The sequence below is a fragment of the Ekhidna sp. genome (assembly GCF_965221965.1).
Taxonomy (GTDB): Bacteria; Bacteroidota; Bacteroidia; order Cytophagales; family Cyclobacteriaceae; genus Ekhidna.
The window spans coordinates 2,530,813-2,549,233 of record NZ_OZ244926.1; the positions used below are offsets into that span (position 1 = coordinate 2,530,813).

General features: G+C 39.7%; 22 protein-coding genes. 15 read left to right on the forward strand and 7 right to left on the reverse strand.

Going from position 1 to position 18,421, the window contains the following annotated elements; translation table 11 throughout:
* Positions 1-13 precede the first annotated feature (13 nt).
* A complete protein-coding gene (locus ACOQON_RS11920; protein ID WP_420575642.1) occupies positions 14-1,237 on the reverse strand; it encodes a LamG-like jellyroll fold domain-containing protein in 1,224 nt (407 codons plus the stop codon).
* 90 nt (positions 1,238-1,327) lie between these two features.
* Here ACOQON_RS11920 and ACOQON_RS11925 point away from each other — a divergent pair, with 90 nt between their 5' ends.
* The 4 genes from ACOQON_RS11925 to ACOQON_RS11940 are packed head-to-tail and all read left to right on the forward strand — an operon-like array spanning position 1,328 to position 4,720.
* Positions 1,328-2,095, forward strand: coding sequence for a hypothetical protein (locus tag ACOQON_RS11925; protein ID WP_420575643.1), 768 nt, complete (start codon positions 1,328-1,330; stop codon positions 2,093-2,095).
* Positions 2,092-2,796, forward strand: coding sequence for a WbqC family protein (locus tag ACOQON_RS11930; RefSeq protein WP_420575644.1), 705 nt, complete (start codon positions 2,092-2,094; stop codon positions 2,794-2,796). Before ACOQON_RS11925 ends, ACOQON_RS11930 begins: the two co-directional genes overlap by 4 nt.
* Complete coding sequence (locus ACOQON_RS11935; protein WP_420575645.1) at positions 2,793-3,749, forward strand: hypothetical protein; 957 nt, start codon at positions 2,793-2,795, stop codon at positions 3,747-3,749. The genes ACOQON_RS11930 and ACOQON_RS11935 overlap by 4 nt, the downstream gene beginning before the upstream one ends.
* Positions 3,746-4,720 (forward strand): sulfotransferase, encoded by a 975-nt coding sequence (locus ACOQON_RS11940; RefSeq protein ID WP_420575646.1) that lies wholly within the window; start codon positions 3,746-3,748, stop codon positions 4,718-4,720. Before ACOQON_RS11935 ends, ACOQON_RS11940 begins: the two co-directional genes overlap by 4 nt.
* Here the strand turns inward: ACOQON_RS11940 and ACOQON_RS11945 are convergent.
* Positions 4,704-5,783 carry a DegT/DnrJ/EryC1/StrS family aminotransferase gene (locus tag ACOQON_RS11945; RefSeq protein ID WP_420575647.1) on the reverse strand — a complete coding sequence of 360 codons (1,080 nt, stop codon included), beginning with the start codon at positions 5,781-5,783 and terminating at the stop codon, positions 4,704-4,706. The genes ACOQON_RS11940 and ACOQON_RS11945 overlap by 17 nt on opposite strands.
* 76 nt (positions 5,784-5,859) lie before the next feature.
* Between ACOQON_RS11945 and ACOQON_RS11950 the strand changes: the two genes are divergently transcribed.
* Positions 5,860-6,927 carry a TDP-N-acetylfucosamine:lipid II N-acetylfucosaminyltransferase gene (locus tag ACOQON_RS11950; RefSeq protein ID WP_420575648.1) on the forward strand — a complete coding sequence of 356 codons (1,068 nt, stop codon included), beginning with the start codon at positions 5,860-5,862 and terminating at the stop codon, positions 6,925-6,927.
* A 30-nt stretch (positions 6,928-6,957) separates the two neighbouring features.
* On the opposite strand, the gene ACOQON_RS11955 is transcribed toward ACOQON_RS11950, so the two are convergent.
* Genes ACOQON_RS11955 through ACOQON_RS11975 form a run of 5 tightly spaced genes read right to left on the reverse strand, consistent with a single transcriptional unit; the run spans position 6,958 to position 11,412 of the window.
* Positions 6,958-8,046, reverse strand: a complete 1,089-nt coding sequence (locus tag ACOQON_RS11955) for a DegT/DnrJ/EryC1/StrS family aminotransferase (protein ID WP_420575649.1) — start codon at positions 8,044-8,046, stop codon at positions 6,958-6,960.
* On the reverse strand, positions 8,043-8,498 hold the full coding sequence (locus ACOQON_RS11960) for an acyltransferase (protein ID WP_420575650.1): 456 nt from the start codon (positions 8,496-8,498) through the stop codon (positions 8,043-8,045). Before ACOQON_RS11960 ends, ACOQON_RS11955 begins: the two co-directional genes overlap by 4 nt.
* Complete coding sequence (locus ACOQON_RS11965) at positions 8,495-8,719, reverse strand: cytochrome b5 domain-containing protein (RefSeq protein ID WP_420575651.1); 225 nt, start codon at positions 8,717-8,719, stop codon at positions 8,495-8,497. Before ACOQON_RS11965 ends, ACOQON_RS11960 begins: the two co-directional genes overlap by 4 nt.
* Entirely contained in the window at positions 8,719-11,079 is a 2,361-nt protein-coding gene (locus ACOQON_RS11970; RefSeq protein WP_420575652.1) for an endonuclease MutS2, read from the reverse strand. Before ACOQON_RS11970 ends, ACOQON_RS11965 begins: the two co-directional genes overlap by 1 nt.
* Positions 11,080-11,412 carry a DUF4296 domain-containing protein gene (locus ACOQON_RS11975; RefSeq protein WP_420575653.1) on the reverse strand — a complete coding sequence of 111 codons (333 nt, stop codon included), beginning with the start codon at positions 11,410-11,412 and terminating at the stop codon, positions 11,080-11,082.
* A 133-nt stretch (positions 11,413-11,545) separates the two neighbouring features.
* On the opposite strand from ACOQON_RS11975, the gene ACOQON_RS11980 reads away from it, so the two are divergent.
* The 10 genes from ACOQON_RS11980 (at position 11,546) to ACOQON_RS12025 (ending at position 18,396) form a co-directional block, all read left to right on the forward strand.
* Positions 11,546-12,433 (forward strand): DUF58 domain-containing protein, encoded by an 888-nt coding sequence (locus ACOQON_RS11980; RefSeq protein WP_420575654.1) that lies wholly within the window; start codon positions 11,546-11,548, stop codon positions 12,431-12,433.
* Positions 12,414-13,316: a hypothetical protein gene (locus ACOQON_RS11985; protein ID WP_420575655.1), complete on the forward strand. Its 903-nt coding sequence runs from the start codon at positions 12,414-12,416 to the stop codon at positions 13,314-13,316. Before ACOQON_RS11980 ends, ACOQON_RS11985 begins: the two co-directional genes overlap by 20 nt.
* Positions 13,306-14,349, forward strand: a complete 1,044-nt coding sequence (locus tag ACOQON_RS11990; RefSeq protein ID WP_420575656.1) for a VWA domain-containing protein — start codon at positions 13,306-13,308, stop codon at positions 14,347-14,349. The genes ACOQON_RS11985 and ACOQON_RS11990 overlap by 11 nt, the downstream gene beginning before the upstream one ends.
* A gap of 43 nt (positions 14,350-14,392) precedes the next feature.
* Positions 14,393-14,557: a hypothetical protein gene (locus tag ACOQON_RS11995; protein ID WP_420575657.1), complete on the forward strand. Its 165-nt coding sequence runs from the start codon at positions 14,393-14,395 to the stop codon at positions 14,555-14,557.
* Between the two features lie 74 nt (positions 14,558-14,631).
* Positions 14,632-15,141, forward strand: a complete 510-nt coding sequence (locus ACOQON_RS12000) for an RNA polymerase sigma factor (RefSeq protein WP_420575658.1) — start codon at positions 14,632-14,634, stop codon at positions 15,139-15,141.
* A complete protein-coding gene (locus ACOQON_RS12005) occupies positions 15,125-15,541 on the forward strand; it encodes a hypothetical protein (RefSeq protein WP_420575659.1) in 417 nt (138 codons plus the stop codon). The genes ACOQON_RS12000 and ACOQON_RS12005 overlap by 17 nt, the downstream gene beginning before the upstream one ends.
* A gap of 61 nt (positions 15,542-15,602) precedes the next feature.
* On the forward strand, positions 15,603-16,124 hold the full coding sequence (locus ACOQON_RS12010; RefSeq protein WP_420575660.1) for a DUF4252 domain-containing protein: 522 nt from the start codon (positions 15,603-15,605) through the stop codon (positions 16,122-16,124).
* Between the two features lie 61 nt (positions 16,125-16,185).
* Positions 16,186-16,674 carry a hypothetical protein gene (locus ACOQON_RS12015; RefSeq protein WP_420575661.1) on the forward strand — a complete coding sequence of 163 codons (489 nt, stop codon included), beginning with the start codon at positions 16,186-16,188 and terminating at the stop codon, positions 16,672-16,674.
* On the forward strand, positions 16,671-17,564 hold the full coding sequence (locus ACOQON_RS12020) for an ABC transporter ATP-binding protein (protein ID WP_420575662.1): 894 nt from the start codon (positions 16,671-16,673) through the stop codon (positions 17,562-17,564). Before ACOQON_RS12015 ends, ACOQON_RS12020 begins: the two co-directional genes overlap by 4 nt.
* Positions 17,557-18,396, forward strand: a complete 840-nt coding sequence (locus tag ACOQON_RS12025) for an ABC transporter permease (protein ID WP_420575663.1) — start codon at positions 17,557-17,559, stop codon at positions 18,394-18,396. The genes ACOQON_RS12020 and ACOQON_RS12025 overlap by 8 nt, the downstream gene beginning before the upstream one ends.
* The last annotated feature ends 25 nt before the right edge of the window (positions 18,397-18,421 follow it).

Consider the following 18,421-nt stretch of genomic DNA (forward strand, 5'->3'; position numbering starts at 1 on the left):
TACTTCCGTTTGACTACAGATAACTTAAAGCACATCCACTTTCAACATCTATATCAATGGATTCATTAGAACAAATTGTATAAGTATTATTAATCGGCTCCAAATTGTTACTAATTTCAAAATTAAGTTCTGTGATGCCCGTGGACTCGTAAAAAGTACTCGAATCTGAATCTTGGATGGTTTGCTCCCAGACCTGATCATCATTGCCATTTCTGAATTCCACTTCATTATCACATCCACCTTTCAATACATCAACTTTATATGTATTTTCTACTCCATTTTTAAATACAGGAAAAATACCATAATAACCGTTATCGAAATTAACAGAGCTACCCTGTGTTGAATTAGGCTCTTCATTGACTTTATAGACCTGATACCCCTCCCAAACATCAGATTCAACAGAAATCCAAAAAGAATCCTCTGCATTGTTTTCATATAAATCTTTCTTTTTACCTGGTAAGAAATATTTGAAATAAGATTCATCTCCTATTGGAGCACCTGAAGTTTGCCAATTAGCTGCCCCTTCAATAGTTCCCATATTACCTGATACGAGCTCCTCCGTGTTAGCTCCACTTCCCTCATCAAAATTCCAATAGCCGATGAGACTAGGTTCATCACCATCCAATTTTTTACACATGTTTGTCCTGATTTCCTCCTCACTTAAATCGTAATTCCAAAATTGTAACTCATCTAGTTCTCCATGGAAGAAATTATTTCCATTATTGTTGGAAATAAATCCAATCTGAGCCTTCCCATCAAAAGCATTATACATTTCAGCGTCACCACTACCTGAATAACCACCTCCCATCTCAACTCCATTCAAGTATAACTTCATATCTAGGGGACCCAAAACCACGAAAGCAACATGAACCCATTTACCACTTATGTCGTCACTGAAATCTGCAACTTTAGTTCTTCTGTATTCAGGTCTAAGAGAACCATTCCCATCTCCATAACTAACTCCAAAAGCATTATGACCTATAGAAGTCCAAATTCCAGAGTACACCTTATTATCAGGCCAACAACTTGCAAAGAACACTTGTCGATTCGAGGTTGAACTTTCTGGTAGATATACCCATGTAGCAATAGTCAATGGTAAATCCAGAGCATCATAAATATTACCATAGACTACCCGACTCGAGTTTCCAGTAAATTCAAGATTATTTCCTGATCCCACTTCTTGTGGAAAAAGATCCATAGAGCAGATAATCAGGAACAGGAAAATGTATTTTTGCATCACTTATAGTCTATAAAAAATAAAGTTATCCTTCCGAATCTAATTATAGCTGGTCCACCCAAGTGCGGTACCACTTCCATTTATGAGTGGTTGGCTAAACACCCGGAGGCACTACCCTCAAAAATGAAGGAAACGGCCTACTTTTTGGATAAAGTAGGGGATAAAAATCGTAAGGCCAATTACATCAATCATAATTTATCTAAGTATAAAACCCTGTTTGATCCATTCAATGGTGAACGAGTCGTATTTGAATCAACGCCTGATTACATTTATTCTACCAATGCACTAGAAGGTCTTTCTAAAATCGATCCTTTACCAAGGATTCTTTTTATTTATCGAAATCCAACTGAACGAATTTACTCGGAATACAAATTTCACAGATACAAAACCAAGTTCTTCAAGGGTTCCTTTTCTGATTATTTAGGATGGAATGGGGAGACTTTCAGTAGCGAATATTTTAAGCGAGGTAAAATTGTAAGCCTGATGAACAAATGGCATGGAGTATTTGGGGACAACCTAATTGTGTTCAACTTCAAAGATCTGCACCATCCAAAGCAGTTTATCACCAAACTTTGTACGCTACTTGGAATTGACCATCAATTTTATGCTGACTTTGACTTCACAATTAAGAATGCCACGTTTGGATTAAGAAATAGAAAGCTGCACTTAATTGGTCTTAAGTTACAATCTTTTGTTCCACATTGGCTTAGAAAAACCATCATACCTATTTACTATAGGTTTAATAAAACATCACTGCCTGATAAGACCAGCAGTGAAGTTGAATTATTGGAGAAGCTAAAAGAGGCATACGCGGAAGAAACGATAGATAAAATCAAAGCAAAAGTTATTGAGGTATGAAATTAGCTATCATGCAGCCTTATATTTTCCCGTATTTGGGATACTTTCAACTCATTCATGCTTGCGATACATTCATCTCTTTAAACGATGTTAATTTCATTAAACAGGGATGGATTAACAGGAATCAGGTTTTAATCAATGGGAAACCCAGTTATTTCACTGTTCCTTTACTTCAAGCCAGTTCCAATAAGCCTATTAATGAGACTAAAATTCATCAGGACCTTTATCCGAAATGGAAAAAGGGATTTATGAAATCAATTTCACAGTCCTACGCTAAATCTCCCAACTTCGAATCAATTTACGAATCCTTGGGTCTTGTGTTAAATAACAACTATGAGTTCATAGATGAGTTAGCAATGGATAGCATTAAAATGAGCCTTCGCCATTTAAGCATTGAAAGGGAGTTGATTGACAGCACTTCGGTAGCGAAGAATGTAAACCTTCGCGGAGTTGACAGGGTGATGCATGTATGTGAGAATTTCGGTGCAACGGATTACGTAAATCTTCCGGGTGGTAAAGAGCTCTATTCAAAAGAACGTTTTGAAAATAAGGGTATCAGACTGCATTTCATCCAACCAGGGCAGATGAAATACATGCAGAATACTCAAGAATTTCATCCTAATTTATCCATTCTTGATTTGCTCTTTAATTGCACGAAAGAGCAATTATCAAATGCTGTGACAAACTATCAACTTGTATGAATGTGATTGGAGGATTCTTTGAAGAGGAAAATTTGAATGACAATAAAAACGGTTTCCCATTTTTAGAGGATCAAACATATAGTAATGGAAGGTCTGCACTTTATGAAATCCTTCAAATCTGTCAACCAACTAAAATATTCCTTCCGGCTTACACGTGCGATGCAGTGCTTGAACCAATTCTCAAATTGCAAATCCCCTATTCATTCGTAGAAATAAACAACCAAATGGAATTTGTTGCACTTCCAGATTTAAAGTCCAGCGAAGTGCTTTTAGGTATTAATTATTTTGGTCTAAAGGGAACATATCTAAAAGAAATTAGCACACAGCTCGGAACAAACCTTATCATTGACAACTCACAGGCTTTTTATTCATCAAATTGGAATACATGGGCATTTAATAGCCTTCGCAAGTATTTTGGTGTGCCGGATGGAAGTATCCTTTATACACCTGATGGGTCTACCCCAAAACGCACTCATAGCTATAATCTTCCTAAAATAGAGCACCTTAAATTGAGAAAGAATGGAGCCATTGACCTGGGCTACAAGCTTTATAAGGAAAGTGAAAAAGAACAGGCTATTAGCGACAAAAAAATGTCAAACTATTCTTCTGAGGTATTGCAGCACCTAAATTTAAAATCAATTCGTCAACGACGAATTGAGAATTTTAACTACTTGGTAAATGCGTTGAGCAAATGGAATCAACTAGATTTATCCATTAACATTAAGCATGATGTACCTCTCTGTTATCCGTTCTGGCCAAAAAATCCTATTCCACACGCTAAGTTTTGGAATCATGGAATATACGTACCTGTCTTTTGGAAGGAATGTTTAAAACGAGGTGCGAAATATAAATTTGAAAGCGTATTATCCGCTGAGTTAATACCGCTTCCTGTTGATCACAGGTATGACGAAGAAGAAATGAATCGGATGATAGAATTTATTTCGATACAATGAAAAATAAAGACCGGGTTAAGGATCATCAAAAAAATGAATCATTGGAGAAAATCCTAGCTGAGCTAGAGGGATTATTAAAGCCGGTCAACGATAAGATTGTATCTGCCAATAAAGGGCCAGATAAACCCGTAGTTTTTATTATGGGATGTGCTCGAAGCGGGACGACACTATTATTGCAATATTTATCTCAAACAAACCTTTTCGGATATCCAAACAATACCATTTCCAGGTTTTATTATGCTCCTTACATAGGAACCCGTATTTATCAAATGCTTTATGAGTGTGATAGTAAAGGAGAAATCTTTCCCTGGAAAGACCAAAACCAATTAGAGTCCGAGCTCGGTAAAACAAAAGGGCCGTCCCAACCACACGAATTCTGGTACTTCTGGAATCGATTCTTTCAATTCAATAGTGATAATAGCCTAACTGACGAATCTAAATCATCTTCAAATCTTAAGGCCTTTGTCAAAGAAATTGGGGCATTTCAAAGCGCAACCAATAAACCTTTGGTCATGAAAGCCTTGAATTTAAATTGGGATATTCCTTTACTTCAAAGTGCCTCGAATAACTTTTACTTTATCCATTTAAAAAGAGACACCAGTTATAATGCTCAATCACTACTAAAAGCCAGAAAATCTTTTTTTGGAGATTATTCTAAATGGTATTCTTTCAAAACTCCCAATTATGATCAATTAAAGCATGCACCATCCTGGGAGCAAGTTGTGGAACAAGTTAAAAGCAATAACCTGGCAATTGAAGAAGGTTTTGCTAAGATCCCAAGTGATAAAACCATTCAAATTAGCTATGAAGATTTCATCAAAAACCCTCACAAACTTCTAATTAGACTAAAGGAACTCAATATAACTAGCGAAACACCTGAATTGAACCATTCACTTCAAATAAGTGATCAAATTACCATTGAGCCAGAAATATGGAAGTCAATCACCGAGTACGTTAAAAAGAATCCCTGATTACCTCTATCACTTTTTCAGCATTGGAAATTTCCAGATCATAATAGAGAGGTAAACACATAATACAAGAAGCTACGCTTTTGGCTGTGACAAGTTGATCATCCTCTTTTAGATATGGTAAGTGATCCAGCGTTGGATAGAAATATCGACGTGTAAATATTTCTTTTGATTCAAGGTGTTTCTCGGTTGCAACCAGCTGATCCTCACTTTCAAAAAGTATTGGCATATATGAATAATTACGGGTTGCTTTATCATTCCAACGTTGAAAACTAATTGGCAGGTCAGCAAGTCCATTCTCATAGGTTTCTACAAGCTCTTTCCGCTTTGCTAAAATCTTATCGAGAAATTGGAGGTTTATCAGTCCCATTGCTGCATGCAGCTCAGAGTTTTTACCATTAATTCCTAATGAAGAAAATTTATAAGGTCCGTCATGGCCAAAATTTCGCATCAATTCAAAAGTCCTTGTCAGTTCAGAGTGTGGTGAAGCAATGAATCCCCCTTCTACTGAGTGATACAACTTCGTTGCATGTAAACTGGTCGTTGAAATATCTCCGTACTCAAAGACGGATTGATTATTGTAGTCAACGGCAAAGGCATGCGCCGCATCATAAATCACCTTTAATTGATTTTTCTTTGCGAGACCATCTATTTCAGAAATGTTACACGGATTCCCAAAAACGTGCGTTCCCAAAATAGCAGTAGTGTTTTTCGATATTAGTTTTTCTATGGACGATGGGGCAATATTGAATGTCTCTGGATCAATATCAGCAAATACAGGTTTACAATTCTCCCAAACGATACTGCTGGCTGTTGCCACGTAAGAAAACGGCGTTGTGATAATCTCTCCTTTAAGCTCAAGTGATTTTATCGCGATTTGCAAAGCAATGGTTCCATTATTAACTACCACCGGCTTATTATTTAAGCCTAGAAATTTTTGAATGTTTTCTTCTAACAATCGAAGGTTTGGTCCATTATTGGTAAGCCATGACCGATCCCATACCTCGTCGATCATTTCGATATAAGCAGATTTAGGGGGAAGAAATGGTTGGTTAACTGGAATCATTCAAGGTTTTGTTGAACACCAAAAATAGTACTTAAACCAGCTACTATTGCTTCGTTAGGTTAATAGATTTGCTATTATGAAAATTGCTCACCTATTTCCTGACAATACAACCTTTCCGGCTAATTTCATGCATGGACTCAGGAAGTTTGGCCATCAGAAATCAAACATCATTTTTATTTATTTCAAAGAGCTGCCAGATAAACTCAAATCATTTGAAGATTTTGATATCAGGCTGGTTTCTTCAATTTCACAGTTAAAGGATGACCTAAAAGAAATGGATAGAATTGTCTTCCATTCTCTCTATCCACACTATTTAAGAATAATTCCGAGGCTTTCCGATAAACATTTGAGTTGGGTGTTTTGGGGATATGAGTATTACAATTATTTTGAAACCAATCTCTATGAGCCGAAGACCAAACGTTTGGTTCCTGATAGGTCAATCCTAAAAAAATTAGCCCAACCTTTCAGAAAATTCCAATTAATGAGAGCAATGAAACACATAGACTCATTTCTCTTTTGGGACGTTTCTTTTTTTCAACAACTGAAATCCAAATTTCAATTAAAAGCCAAATTCGAAGAATTTCTCTATTGCAGGTCATTTTTGGATCCAATTGATAGTGAGGATGAAAAATCAGAAATTAAAAACAAGCTGGTTTGCTATGTTGGAAATTCAGGAGAACTCACGGGCAATCAACCAGATGTCTATTCAGTTCTTGCAAAAACTGATGGAATTGAAAAGGTCTATTCCTTATTAGCATATGGAAAGCCTAATCACATAAAAATCATTGAGCAAAGCGCCATTCAGCAACTGGGATCGCTTCATGTACCAATAAAAGAATTTGTTCCATTTGATGAGTATCTCCAAACCATGAATGAAGTTGACATAATCATCTGCAACCACAATCGCATGCAGGCTCTGGGACTAATTTTTAATGCAATTCTACTGGGAAAGATCCTGATACTCAACCCTAAAAATCACTTTGAAAAAGTACTTTCTTCCATTGGAGTTAAAGTCTACCAGCTAAACGACATTCCCCGACTGCTTAATAAAAACACATCAGAGACAAGGCTGTCCAACAAAAAAGCCCTGCTTGATTACTTTAATCCAGCAAGGCTGAGAGAATACTATTCTATTTTCGAATAGATATTATAGGTTAACTCGAAAAAATAGTATTTATATCTCATTAATAATCTCACACACCCAATCTACTTCCTCCTCACTAAGCTCTGGAAATATTGGAAGGGATAGAATTTCATTACAAAGTTTTTCCGCTACAGGGAAGGCGCCTAACCGATGGTTTTGATATTCGTAACTTTTCAAATGAGGCAATGGAGTTGGATAATGTAACGCACATCCGATATTCACCTCCTTCAATTTGTTCATCAACTCATCCCGCTTCACAGACTGAATGACATAGAGGTGAAAGACATGTCTCATATTTTTTGGAGTGACCGGAGTAGTAACTTTATCCAGTCGATCACTATACCATTTTGCCACCTGAATACGTGCCTCCGTCCATCTTTCAAGGTGAGGAAGTTTAGCCTTTAAAATGGCAGCCTGAATGGTGTCCAACCGACTGTTTCTTCCGATAACCCGATGGTCGTGTTTGGAAAGTTGACCATGGTTGGAAAGCATTCGGCACGTTTCTGCAAGTTTATCATCCTTTGTCAGAATTGCCCCGGCATCTCCATAAGCTCCAAGGTTTTTGCCGGGATAAAAAGAAAAGGTTGCGATATCACCTATCGTACCCACTCTCCTGCCATTGATCTCAGCACCATGGGCTTGTGCACTATCTTCAAGAACTTTAAGATTGTGCTTTTTTGCTATGGTCATGATTTGATCCATCCGTGCAGGAAGTCCATAAAAATGAACAGGGATTATGGCCTTTGTTTTATCTGTAATCCTTTCTTCGATCAGGTCTGGATTGATTGTGCGCTCATCTTCCAGAACATCCACAAATACCGGCTCTGCACCAACGTTATTCACCGCTCCTGCCGTACTGATCCAGGTTAACGCCGGCACGATCACTTCATCGCCAGCTCCCACACCTATCGCTTTTAGAGCTATCTCGATGGCATCTGTTCCATTTGCAACCCCTACGCAATGTTTTGCCCCAATGTACTCAGCAAAATCTCCTTCAAATTGCTTTATTGCTTCTCCGCCAATGAAAGCAGTCTGCTCTATGACAGAAGCAATAGCCGCATCAACCTCTTCTTTTATCGACTCGTACTGAGCCTTTAAATCCACAAACGGAATACTCATAAATCTCTTAGCTTTTTGGCTGGGTTGCCCACATAAATCCCAGGCTCGTTGATGTCTTTCGTCACAACGGACCCTGCGCCGATAACTACATTTTCACAAATATCCACCGGCATAATAGTAGCATTGGAACCGATAGACACATGATTTCCAATTGTTGTTGGCTTCCATTTGGAAGAATCTCCTCCTGCCGGTCCACCAGAAGCAAATACATCGTTAATGAACATTACTCCATGACCGATGAAGCAATCTTCTCCAATGGTTACCAATTCACAAATAAAAGAGTGAGATTGAACCTTAGTGCGGGAGCCAATCTTTACATTCTTCTGTATTTCGACAAAAGGCCCGACAAACACATGCTCAGCCAGTTCACATCCATACAAATTGGATGGCATCACCACTTTCACACTTTCGTGTGCTTTAACATCCTTTATACCTGATTCTATAATTTTCATACCAGTCGGCCTACAACCTGCAATTTCTCAAAAACTTTTGTATCGTGCGGTGCATCCTGTAATTCATCGGTTAAATCTTGTCCGGCCCAGTGCTCATAATGCTTCCCGTTTCGCCACAATTTGGAATGTGTAACATCATAAATAATCCCCCGATAAGCAATCCAGATCTCCTCTCTGTCATTCCCATTTCGGAGTGCAAGTTGATGCCGGGTGAAATCCATTATTGCAGTTTAATTATGGAAATTCCCGCTCCTCCCCGATCCGCATGTTCGTCCTCTACACTTGCAATGCCAGGATGACCCTTCGTCACATTTCTAACTATTTCTCTAAGAACCCCATGACCTTTTCCGTGAACAATTTTAATCTCATCAACGCCCACCAAGAGGGCCTCATCTATAAAAGATTCTACCCTATTCATGGCTTCATCCGCACGCATGCCTCGAATACTTATTTCATGATTGAAATTGGCCATTTTATTGGAAATATCAATCCCCAGCTTTTTCACCTTTTTCTGATAGCTGACTTGAGGTGCCTGATCTGCCTTTTGAAGTTTATCCGTTGAGATAATGGATTTAAGTGATCCAAAAAGCACCTCTGCTTGCTTCCCTTTCAGCTTTTGGATGGTGCCGGTGGTTTCTTGCCCGACCACTTTTACCACATCTCCCTCTTTCAGGGCAGGAGACTTTTTGGATACCTTTTCCTCATAGTGGCCCTTCTTTTGTTCAAGTTTTTCTCTCGCTGCTTTTGTTCGTTCCTTCGAGGCTTTGCTTTCTTTGATCTCACGAATAACACGCTCCACATCCTTATTTGCATTTTCCAGAATTTGTTTGGCCTCTTGCTTGGCCTCTTTGATGATTCGTTTTTTATCCTCATCCAACATGGACCTAAGATCCTCATAGTCTTTTCGGACCTTAATTATATCTCCCTGATCTTTCTCGAGTTTCTTCGTCAGCTTTTCATATTTGGACTTTTCTTTTTCCAGCTGATTGAGAAGCTGATCGTATGCCACATGAGAACTTCCTATTTTCTTCCTGGCAGATTCAATAATATTCTGAGGCAATCCGATTTTGCCGGCTATTTCAAAAGCAAATGAGCTTCCCGGCTTTCCTACCTCCAGTTCAAAGAGAGGCTCTAAAGCATCCAAATCATATTTCATCGCACCATTAACAAGACCGGGTGTTTCGTCACCGATTTTCTTCAGGTTCTGATAGTGGGTGGTGATCACTCCGAAAGCTCGTTTCTTGTTTAACTCATGAAGTACCGACTCTGCAATCGCACCTCCAAATTGCGGTTCTGTCCCCTTCCCAAACTCATCAATCAAAAAGATGGATCTCTTATCTGTATGCTGAAGGAAATACTTCATAGATGTCAAATGCGAACTGTAGGTACTCAGGTCGTCCTCTATGGATTGCGTGTCTCCAATATCAATAAAAACAGAAGAGAATAGTCCCATTTTGCTTTCTTCACCTACAGAAACTGGCAATCCTGTTTGCAACATAAATTGAAGCAAACCCACTGTTTTTAAAGCAACCGACTTCCCTCCTGCATTCGGACCGGAGATGATTAGTATTCGTTTCTCGTGATCCAAGGTAAGATTCATTGGAATCACTGGCTTACCACTCCCTTTGTGTGAAAGGTATAGCAAGGGATGAACAGCATTAACCAGTGAAAACGACGTGGACTTCTTCACCTCGGGGACAACTCCATTGATATAGTCTGCCAATATTGATTTGGCATGGATGAAATCCAGCTTCTCAAGTAAAGCCGAACCATTCTTCAAATCCTTCAGGTTGGCTCTCACATGATCTGACAAGGCAATCAGAATACGGATGATCTCTCGCTTCTCTGCATATTTCAACTCCTGTACCTGATTATTTAACTCCAGCACCTCACCTGGCTCCAGGTAGACGGTCTGACCTGTTGCAGATTCATCATGCACAAACCCCTGAATTCGTTTTTTATGCTCTGCTTTTACAGGAATCACCAATCGTCCATCACGCACTGTAAGAGTACTATCCTCCTCAGTAAACTGATCATCTTTGGCTTTCTTTAATATTTTCTGAATGGCCGATCGAACGGCTCGCTCTGACCTGGAAATCTTAGATCGGATTTCAGCGAGTTCGCTTGAAGCAGAGTCTTTGACCTCCCCACGATCATCAATCGTTTTATCAATATGAATGGAGAGATTCGGGTCTATTTCGATATGACTCGACAAAGCCATAAGCTCCGGATACTCACTGCCTTTCTTTTGAAAGAACCGTATCCATGAAGTAAGCGTATTAACGCCCCTCTTGAGATCGTGAAAATCCTCGGGATTGAGAAACGACCCGGGAACCTTCACCTGCGTTAGATAGTCATCAATATCCGGAAACTCAAACGATACTTTTTCCTCAGAGCTACCCTTCAGACGAATCATTTCTTTAGCCTGACTTAGCCATTTAACAAGCACTTCATACTTGTCTGTAGGTTTAGCTTTCCTGGCCAGGTCCTCTCCTCGAGTACTTTGGCAAAATCTAATCAGGTGATCTCTTATTAGGTCAAAACCCAGCTTTTCCTCAATATCCTTCGGATAGACTCTCACTTATTTGAATTTACTCTCTCGGGCCATCAATGAATCAACTACGGTAATGTAAATTTTTTCAAAATCGGCAGGGTGATCCACATAGTAGTTGAAGCTTCGCTCATATTGGTCCTGTGTAATACCCAAATCTTCGAAAAGGAGCTTTTCGTAATGATCATAAACAGCCTGCGTGCTATCCTTGGGATCAATTGGTACATTGTTTATTTTGGCTTCAAGCAAATGAACTTCCATCATTACCTGGACCATTTTTTCCTTTCCGATCAGGTCTTTTGGTATTTCGGGACCTGAACAATAGCAAAGTATTACAAGAACGGTTAAAAAAATGTTTCTCAAAACAGTCTAAGAATTCGTGAAAATATAATTTTGAAGGTCAAAGAATTGTTTGATCAAATACAAAGATCATACAATACGTTGCAATTATCAATGATGCCATATTAATGCCAAACTTGATAAAGCAAAGAACTCAATGAACAAGGACATCCTAAAACGACTCAGGAGATACGAAATCCGCATTCGCAAGGCGATCAACTCGCAAATGCAGGGAGATTTCCATTCCATTTTCAAAGGCTCTGGTTTGGAGTTTGATGATGTGCGTCCTTACCAGTGGGGTGATGATGTACGAAACATTGACTGGCGCGTGACCGCAAAAGGTCATGGAACTTTCATGAAAACGTTTATTGAGGAAAAAGAGCAAACGGTTTTTTTCCTGTTAGATGTTTCGGCCTCACAGGAAATTGGGAAAGACAATCGACAAAAAATAGATCTTGCCAAAGAAATGGCTGGATTACTGGCGCTTTCAGCCATTCGTGAGGGAAGTAAGGTTGGTTTGCTGGCATACTCAGACCAGGTGGAAGATTATGTAAAGCCTAGCAAAACGATGAAGCATGCGTATGAAATCATTAATCGTATGTTCTCTTTGAAACCTAAATCCCGTAAAACCGATCTGGATGGAGGGATAAAATACACATTGAACCTACTTAACAAGAAGACAATTGTCTTTATCATCTCGGATTTTATCGATGAGAACTTTACCCATTCCATGAGGGGGCTGGCCAGAAAGCATGACCTGGTTGTGGTTCACATCTCAGACCGACGAGAGTCAGCAATACCTCACCTTGGAATTGTCCCGCTTTACGAAAAAGAATCTGGCAAAACCGTATGGCTGAATACCTCCTCCAGCGAATTCAAAAACGCAGTAGAAAAAACACATGGAAAGAATAAGGAATCACTTGAAGAATTCTGCAAAAGAAATGACGTAAACTACATTTCTATCGGTACGGAAGATGATTATGTACCAAAACTCATTAAACTTTTCAGACACAGAAACCGAAGCAATGCGAGAAGGACAAGGTAAAGGCTGGCTTGCAATCATTGTCTTTGTGTGCACCATTCATTTGAATGCACAGGAAATAACCGTACGTGGAGGATTTATAGAAGATAGTCTTCTCATCGGGCAGGATGTTAATTTCTGGATAGCTTCCTCCTACCCTCCGGATTTAGAGATGGTATTCCCGGATAGTCTGTATACATTCAGTCCATTCGAGTTCAGTGACAAGACCTATTTTCCCACAAAAATCAAGGGCGGGCTTGCATACGATTCTACGGTTTACACCATCCAATCATTTGAAATTGATCAGGTTCAATACCTTAAACTTCCGGCAATAATCCTCAATGGGACCGACTCTATAGTAATGGAAACACCACTTGACTCCATTTTTCTTACTGAGCTCGCCCCAGTTGTCACTGATTCAACAAAGTTGAAAACCAACCTCGATTATCAGGCAGTAGATCGTCAGTTCAATTACCCGTTGATGTACTACATCCTGGGAGGGCTTGCGGTTCTTATCATCATTCTTCTCCTGATTTTTGGTAAGCGAATTTTGAAGTGGTTGAAACTGAGGAGACTGAGAATGCAGTATGAGCAATTCTCAGAGGTTTTCAATAGTTACATCACAAAGCTGAAAGTAGATCCTGAACCAGAGCTGGCAGAAAGGGCTTTGGTTTTTTGGAAAAACTATCAGCAACGACTAGACAAAGTGCCTTTCTCTGTGATGACCACCAAAGAAATTCTCAGTTATGATTTTGCAAAGGAATTAGACAAACCTTTGAAGTCCATTGACCGTGTGGTGTATGGGAAAAGAGTCCAGGAGAATGTCTTTCAGGATTTTCAGCAAATTGATGAATTTACTCAGGACAGGTATTCAACGAAAGTAGAGGAGATCAAAGATGGAAAGTAAAGTAGCAAACTGGTTCTCTTTGGAGTGGTTTACTCCTGAAAAACTTCAAAGTTTTGATTGGGGTAATCCATTGTGGTTTTATGCCATGCTGATTATTCCTTTCATTTTCATTCTCAGATGGCTGATCGTCAATCAGTTCAGCCAAAAGCTTCCGGTAGCTCTTACTAAAAAAGACCTGAAGAGTGACCCTATCACTTATCTACGTTTTATTCCACCGATTTTCTTTGTAATCAGTTTACTCCTGATCATGACAAGTCTGGCAAGACCTCAGACAACAAATGAGCAGGTAGAGCAATGGAGCGAAGGAATTGATATTGTACTGAATATAGATATCTCTGAATCCATGCAAATCATGGATTTCCTTCCCAATCGTTTAGAGGCAGCTAAGGAGGTGGCAAGAAACTTTGTGTCCGGCCGGTTTCAGGATCGAATAGGTTTAGTAATTTTTTCCGGGGATGCCCTTCCCTCCTGCCCGCTGACTACAGATTATGGATTGTTATATGAACTGATTGAGGATATTGATTTTGATAAAATCGAAAGCCGAGGTACGGCGATCGGAAATGCCATTACCTCTGGAATAAATTTTCTCAGGGAATCCGAGTCTGAGTCTAAAGTGATGATCCTCCTCAGCGACGGAGACAACACCGCCGGAAATGTTGACCCCATCACTGCAGCCAATTTGGCGAATGCTTACAACATCAAAATGTATGTAATCGCCATTGGTCGTGAAGGAAAAGTACCCTTTGGCACAGACTTCTTTGGACGTCCACGAATGGTAGAAAATACTTTTGATGAGACTACACTAAGAGAAATCGCAAAAATTGGTAATGGAAAGTTTTACCGTGTTTCAGATAAGGAAGCGTTGGTTCAGGTATTTGATGAAATAGACCGATTGGAGAAAGCAGAGATCAAAGAAACACGCTATAAAGACACGACAGATTTCTATTACGTCTACCTAAAATGGGCAGCTATTTTCTTCCTGCTATGGCTTCTGTCCAAATCGACATTTGTGACGAATGTGCTGACAGACTAGTGTAATTTGGGATCGGGCCTCCAATTCCCTATATTCAATGGTTATGAAGCTAATTTCAATGTATTTGTTGAATTTGTTTATTTCCGTCCTTGAAGATCCGGAACCACTTGAATATGCCAGCGAATGGAAGGGATGGTACTTGATTCCTATTCTGGTAGTTTTTCTTCTCGTTGGATATTGGGTGAGGAAAAGAAGAAAGAGGAAGTAGTTAGCTCAATAAGAAATTTTATTTTTTTCATCCTTCCTGTAACTTTTCATTTAGCTTCCACATCTACTTGCTGAATGTCACACAATCTATACCATAAAGAAATCCTTCCTGCCAGTGACGGCATGTACCGATACGCGTTATCGATTGTACGTGAACCGGAAACGGCGAGGGATGTCGTGCAGGACTGCCTCACGAAAATCTGGAGTATTCGCAAGGATCTGGACAAAGTAGAAAAAGTCAACGCGTGGGCTTTTCGTATCGTCCGAAACCGATGCATCGAGATCATGCGCAGAAACAGATATGCAGACCTGGACGAGAAAGTGGTGAATATGAGACATTCTGATCCGGTAGAAAACCAGGCCATCACCAATGACTTTATGTCGCTGATGAAGGAGGTTTTAAAAGAGTTACCGGAGAAGCAGCAGGAGGTTTTCCACCTTCGTGAAGTGGAAGACATGAGCTATCAGGATATAGCTGAAACGTGCGGACTCACCGAAAGTGATGTAAAAGTCAACATTCACCGAGCCCGAAAAAAAGTGAAAGAAGCCATGCAAAAAATAGACGCATATGGGATCGCAAATTGATAAACTACTGGAAAAGTACTGGAACGGTGAAACCAGCCTGGAAGAAGAGAAAGTGATTAAATCTCACTTCAAATCAAACCCTGCGCTCACCAATGAAGGTCACTATTTCAGATACCTCGCCAAAGAAAAACAGGTGAAGTACGTAGGTTCCAAGGGAATCAACAGAAAGCGAGCCTGGATTTCTGCGGCAGCCACTGTCACAATTGGAGTTATCACAGCAGCTTTGGTTTTCAATGATGCCAAGAAAGACCCATTTGCGATAGAGGATCCTGAGAAAGCATTTGAAGCGACTAAAAACGCTTTGATGATGATCAGCGGGGAGCTAAAAGAAGGAAAAAATCATACCCTGGAGCTTTCCAAGTTTAACAAAGCACAAGAAGAACTTCAGGAAGACTCCTGATGGACTTTCAAAAGTCAGAAAACCAAAACCTTCGATTTAAGACCATAAAAAAAATATACCAATGAAAAAGTTTGTATTAACAGTAATGATTTTATCCATCACCAGCCTGGCATTCAGTCAGCAAGTGGTAAGCAAATACATGGATAAATATGAAAGTGACGAGACCTTTACCAAGGTGTCTGTCAGCAGCAAAATGTTTTCACTTTTCTCCGAAATGGAAGGAAGTGAAGAAGATGAAAAGCTTTTCTATGATATCACCAGTAAGCTAAAAGGCATGAAAGTGATCGCCAGTGAAAAGGTTTCAAGTCCGAAGGAAATGTATGATGGAGCCGTTTCTGATGTAGAAAAAGCAGGCTTTGAAGAATTGATGACTGTGAAAGATGCTGAAGAAAATGTGAAAATCTCCATTCGTGAAAAAGGTGGAATCATTGAAGAATTGATTCTTGTAGCCGGAGGCAAAGAGAAATTCGCCATGGTCAGCATTTATGGAGAAATAGACCTCAAGCAAATCTCCAAGTTGGCTAGCCTGATGCGTGTCAACCAGCTTAAATATCTGGAAAATATTGACAAAGCAATCGATTAAAGACAGTTAGTTGACGGGGCAGGTGCGGACTTTCCAATCCTGCCCTTTATTTTGCACTTACATGAAAAAACTATCACTACTATTTATTCTGCTATTATCCCTATGTGCCCAAACACATGCCCAGGAATCCATCATTAAAGACTTTGCAGAACCACGCAGACCCACTCGATGGATGAATCCCCTCTGCCTCTATCCAAGTACATTGCGAATGGTCAATGTCTCACAAGATCCCACCTTCAATGAACTGGTTAATGATATTGAGAAAGTATTGATTTACACATTGGACTCAGCCACCATTGCCACCAAGACCTATGGTGATTTCTTAGATGAATACGAAAGTGAAGGGTATGAGGAGTATATCACCCTGTACGGAAAACAACACCTAAAAATAATTGGGAAAGATGATGAATATGTCGGAGTAATGGCGGCCGAAGGTAACGCACTATGTTTTTACCTACGTGGATCCATTCCTTTCGCTAAAATCCCAGAATTAATACAAAGCTTCCGAAGCAATGATTTACTACCAATGATAACCGATCAATTTAAATGAGCGTTTTAAAAATCAATAAACTCACTAAGAAATTTGGTAGACTCACTGCCGTAGATCAACTGGATCTAACAATCAAAGAAGGCCAGGTGTATGGTATTCTAGGCCCAAATGGCAGTGGTAAAACAACAACCCTTGGAATGATCCTCGAAGTAGTGGCACCAACCAGCGGAAGCTTTGAGTGGTTCGGGGGAATGAATAATGTAGAAGCACGTCAAAAGATCGGTTCTATCCTGGAAACTCCTTGTTTCTATAGCTACCTGACAGCCGTTCAGAACCTCAGAATTGTGGCGCATATCAAAAAATGCGGGACAGATAATATTGATCAAATCTTAAAGCAGGTCAACCTATACGATCGCAGGAACGATAAATTCAAAACGTATAGCTTGGGGATGAAGCAACGACTTTCTCTTGCTGCTGCCCTCCTATCCGATCCTCCTGTGCTAATGCTCGATGAACCCACTAATGGCCTGGATCCTGAGGGAATTGCTGAAGTTCGACAGCTTATTCGTGACATAGCCGCACAAGGAAAAACCATTATTATGGCTAGCCATCTGCTGGACGAAGTACAAAAGGTTTGTACTGACTTCTGTATCCTCAGAAAAGGAGTAAAACTTCATGAAGGTTCAGTTCACGAAATACTCGGCGAAACAAATGTGGTGGAAATATCCGCCACAGATAATGAGAGGCTTACAACTGCAGTAGAAAAATTTGAGGGTCTGGAAAAGCTGGAAAGAGAAAATGGATCATTGATGGCATTCCTCAAAGAAGGACAGACGTCCGATCATCTGAATCGATTCTGTTTTGATCAGGGCATTGCGTTGAAAAGACTTGTCCCTCAATCCAAATCACTTGAACAGGAATTCTTAAAAATCTTGAAAGAAAATGATTAGAGCATTTACACTAGAATGGCTTAAACTGAAGCATTACAGGGTTTTTTGGATTCTGTTTGGGCTCTATTTGTTAGCGCAGTTGATCATAACCAATGGAGGTGTATTTTTCCTGGAGTGGTTAGAGAGCAAGGGAGCAGATATTGAAGGCATTTCGCCATCTCTTCTGCCTATCTATGACTTTCCGGACATCTGGCATAATTCCACCTGGCTGGGATCGTTTGTCAAAATCCTGATTTCGTTCATCATTATTGTTTCCGTAAACAATGAACTATCCTACAATACACTACGCCAGAACATCATTGATGGAATCAGTAAAAGAGAATTTTTGCTTTCAAAGCTCTCCCTCATCATCTTTCTCGCCACAGTTTGTACACTTGTACTCTTTGTATCCGGTTTGATTGCCGGATTGCAATATTCGCATGTGTTAGACTTGAAATACATCTTTTCAGATTTAGAGCATCTTATTGCCTACTTCATGCAGCTAGTTGTATTTGGGCTTTTTGCGTTTAGTGTAGCTATGGTAATAAAAAAAGCAGGATTTGCAATCGTACTTATCTTCCTCTACAGCATCGTTTTCGAGCCTATTATCACCGGTATCCTGGAGTTTGCACCCTTCACAAAAGAGTATACAGAAGGAATCGTCAAATTTTTCCCGATTTATTCAATAGAGAAGCTATGCGGAAAATTCTATGAGAGTCCTTTCGCCAGGTACATCTTTCAGGAAATCAAAGAAGGACCGCTATGGTATGAATGGATTATCCCTGTTGTATGGGCCTTCATTTACATGACTTTTATCACCTGGGTACTCAATAAAAAGGACTTAAAAGCCTGAACGACAGATTTCGTCGATTCACCTA

Excerpts from the sequence above, each read along its gene's own strand:
- ACOQON_RS11920 (WP_420575642.1), bottom strand. The coding sequence starts at position 1,237 with ATGCAAAAATACATTTTCCTGTTCCTGATTATCTGCTCTATGGATCTT.
- ACOQON_RS11930 (WP_420575644.1), top strand. The coding sequence starts at position 2,092 with ATGAAATTAGCTATCATGCAGCCTTATATTTTCCCGTATTTGGGATAC.
- ACOQON_RS11935 (WP_420575645.1), top strand. The coding sequence starts at position 2,793 with ATGAATGTGATTGGAGGATTCTTTGAAGAGGAAAATTTGAATGACAAT.
- ACOQON_RS11940 (WP_420575646.1), top strand. The coding sequence starts at position 3,746 with ATGAAAAATAAAGACCGGGTTAAGGATCATCAAAAAAATGAATCATTG.
- ACOQON_RS11945 (WP_420575647.1), bottom strand. The coding sequence starts at position 5,783 with ATGATTCCAGTTAACCAACCATTTCTTCCCCCTAAATCTGCTTATATC.
- ACOQON_RS11950 (WP_420575648.1), top strand. The coding sequence starts at position 5,860 with ATGAAAATTGCTCACCTATTTCCTGACAATACAACCTTTCCGGCTAAT.
- ACOQON_RS11955 (WP_420575649.1), bottom strand. The coding sequence starts at position 8,046 with ATGAGTATTCCGTTTGTGGATTTAAAGGCTCAGTACGAGTCGATAAAA.
- ACOQON_RS11960 (WP_420575650.1), bottom strand. The coding sequence starts at position 8,498 with ATGAAAATTATAGAATCAGGTATAAAGGATGTTAAAGCACACGAAAGT.
- ACOQON_RS11965 (WP_420575651.1), bottom strand. The coding sequence starts at position 8,719 with ATGGATTTCACCCGGCATCAACTTGCACTCCGAAATGGGAATGACAGA.
- ACOQON_RS11980 (WP_420575654.1), top strand. The coding sequence starts at position 11,546 with ATGAACAAGGACATCCTAAAACGACTCAGGAGATACGAAATCCGCATT.
- ACOQON_RS11985 (WP_420575655.1), top strand. The coding sequence starts at position 12,414 with ATGCGAGAAGGACAAGGTAAAGGCTGGCTTGCAATCATTGTCTTTGTG.
- ACOQON_RS11990 (WP_420575656.1), top strand. The coding sequence starts at position 13,306 with ATGGAAAGTAAAGTAGCAAACTGGTTCTCTTTGGAGTGGTTTACTCCT.
- ACOQON_RS11995 (WP_420575657.1), top strand. The coding sequence starts at position 14,393 with ATGAAGCTAATTTCAATGTATTTGTTGAATTTGTTTATTTCCGTCCTT.
- ACOQON_RS12000 (WP_420575658.1), top strand. The coding sequence starts at position 14,632 with ATGTCACACAATCTATACCATAAAGAAATCCTTCCTGCCAGTGACGGC.
- ACOQON_RS12005 (WP_420575659.1), top strand. The coding sequence starts at position 15,125 with ATGGGATCGCAAATTGATAAACTACTGGAAAAGTACTGGAACGGTGAA.
- ACOQON_RS12010 (WP_420575660.1), top strand. The coding sequence starts at position 15,603 with ATGAAAAAGTTTGTATTAACAGTAATGATTTTATCCATCACCAGCCTG.
- ACOQON_RS12015 (WP_420575661.1), top strand. The coding sequence starts at position 16,186 with ATGAAAAAACTATCACTACTATTTATTCTGCTATTATCCCTATGTGCC.
- ACOQON_RS12020 (WP_420575662.1), top strand. The coding sequence starts at position 16,671 with ATGAGCGTTTTAAAAATCAATAAACTCACTAAGAAATTTGGTAGACTC.
- ACOQON_RS12025 (WP_420575663.1), top strand. The coding sequence starts at position 17,557 with ATGATTAGAGCATTTACACTAGAATGGCTTAAACTGAAGCATTACAGG.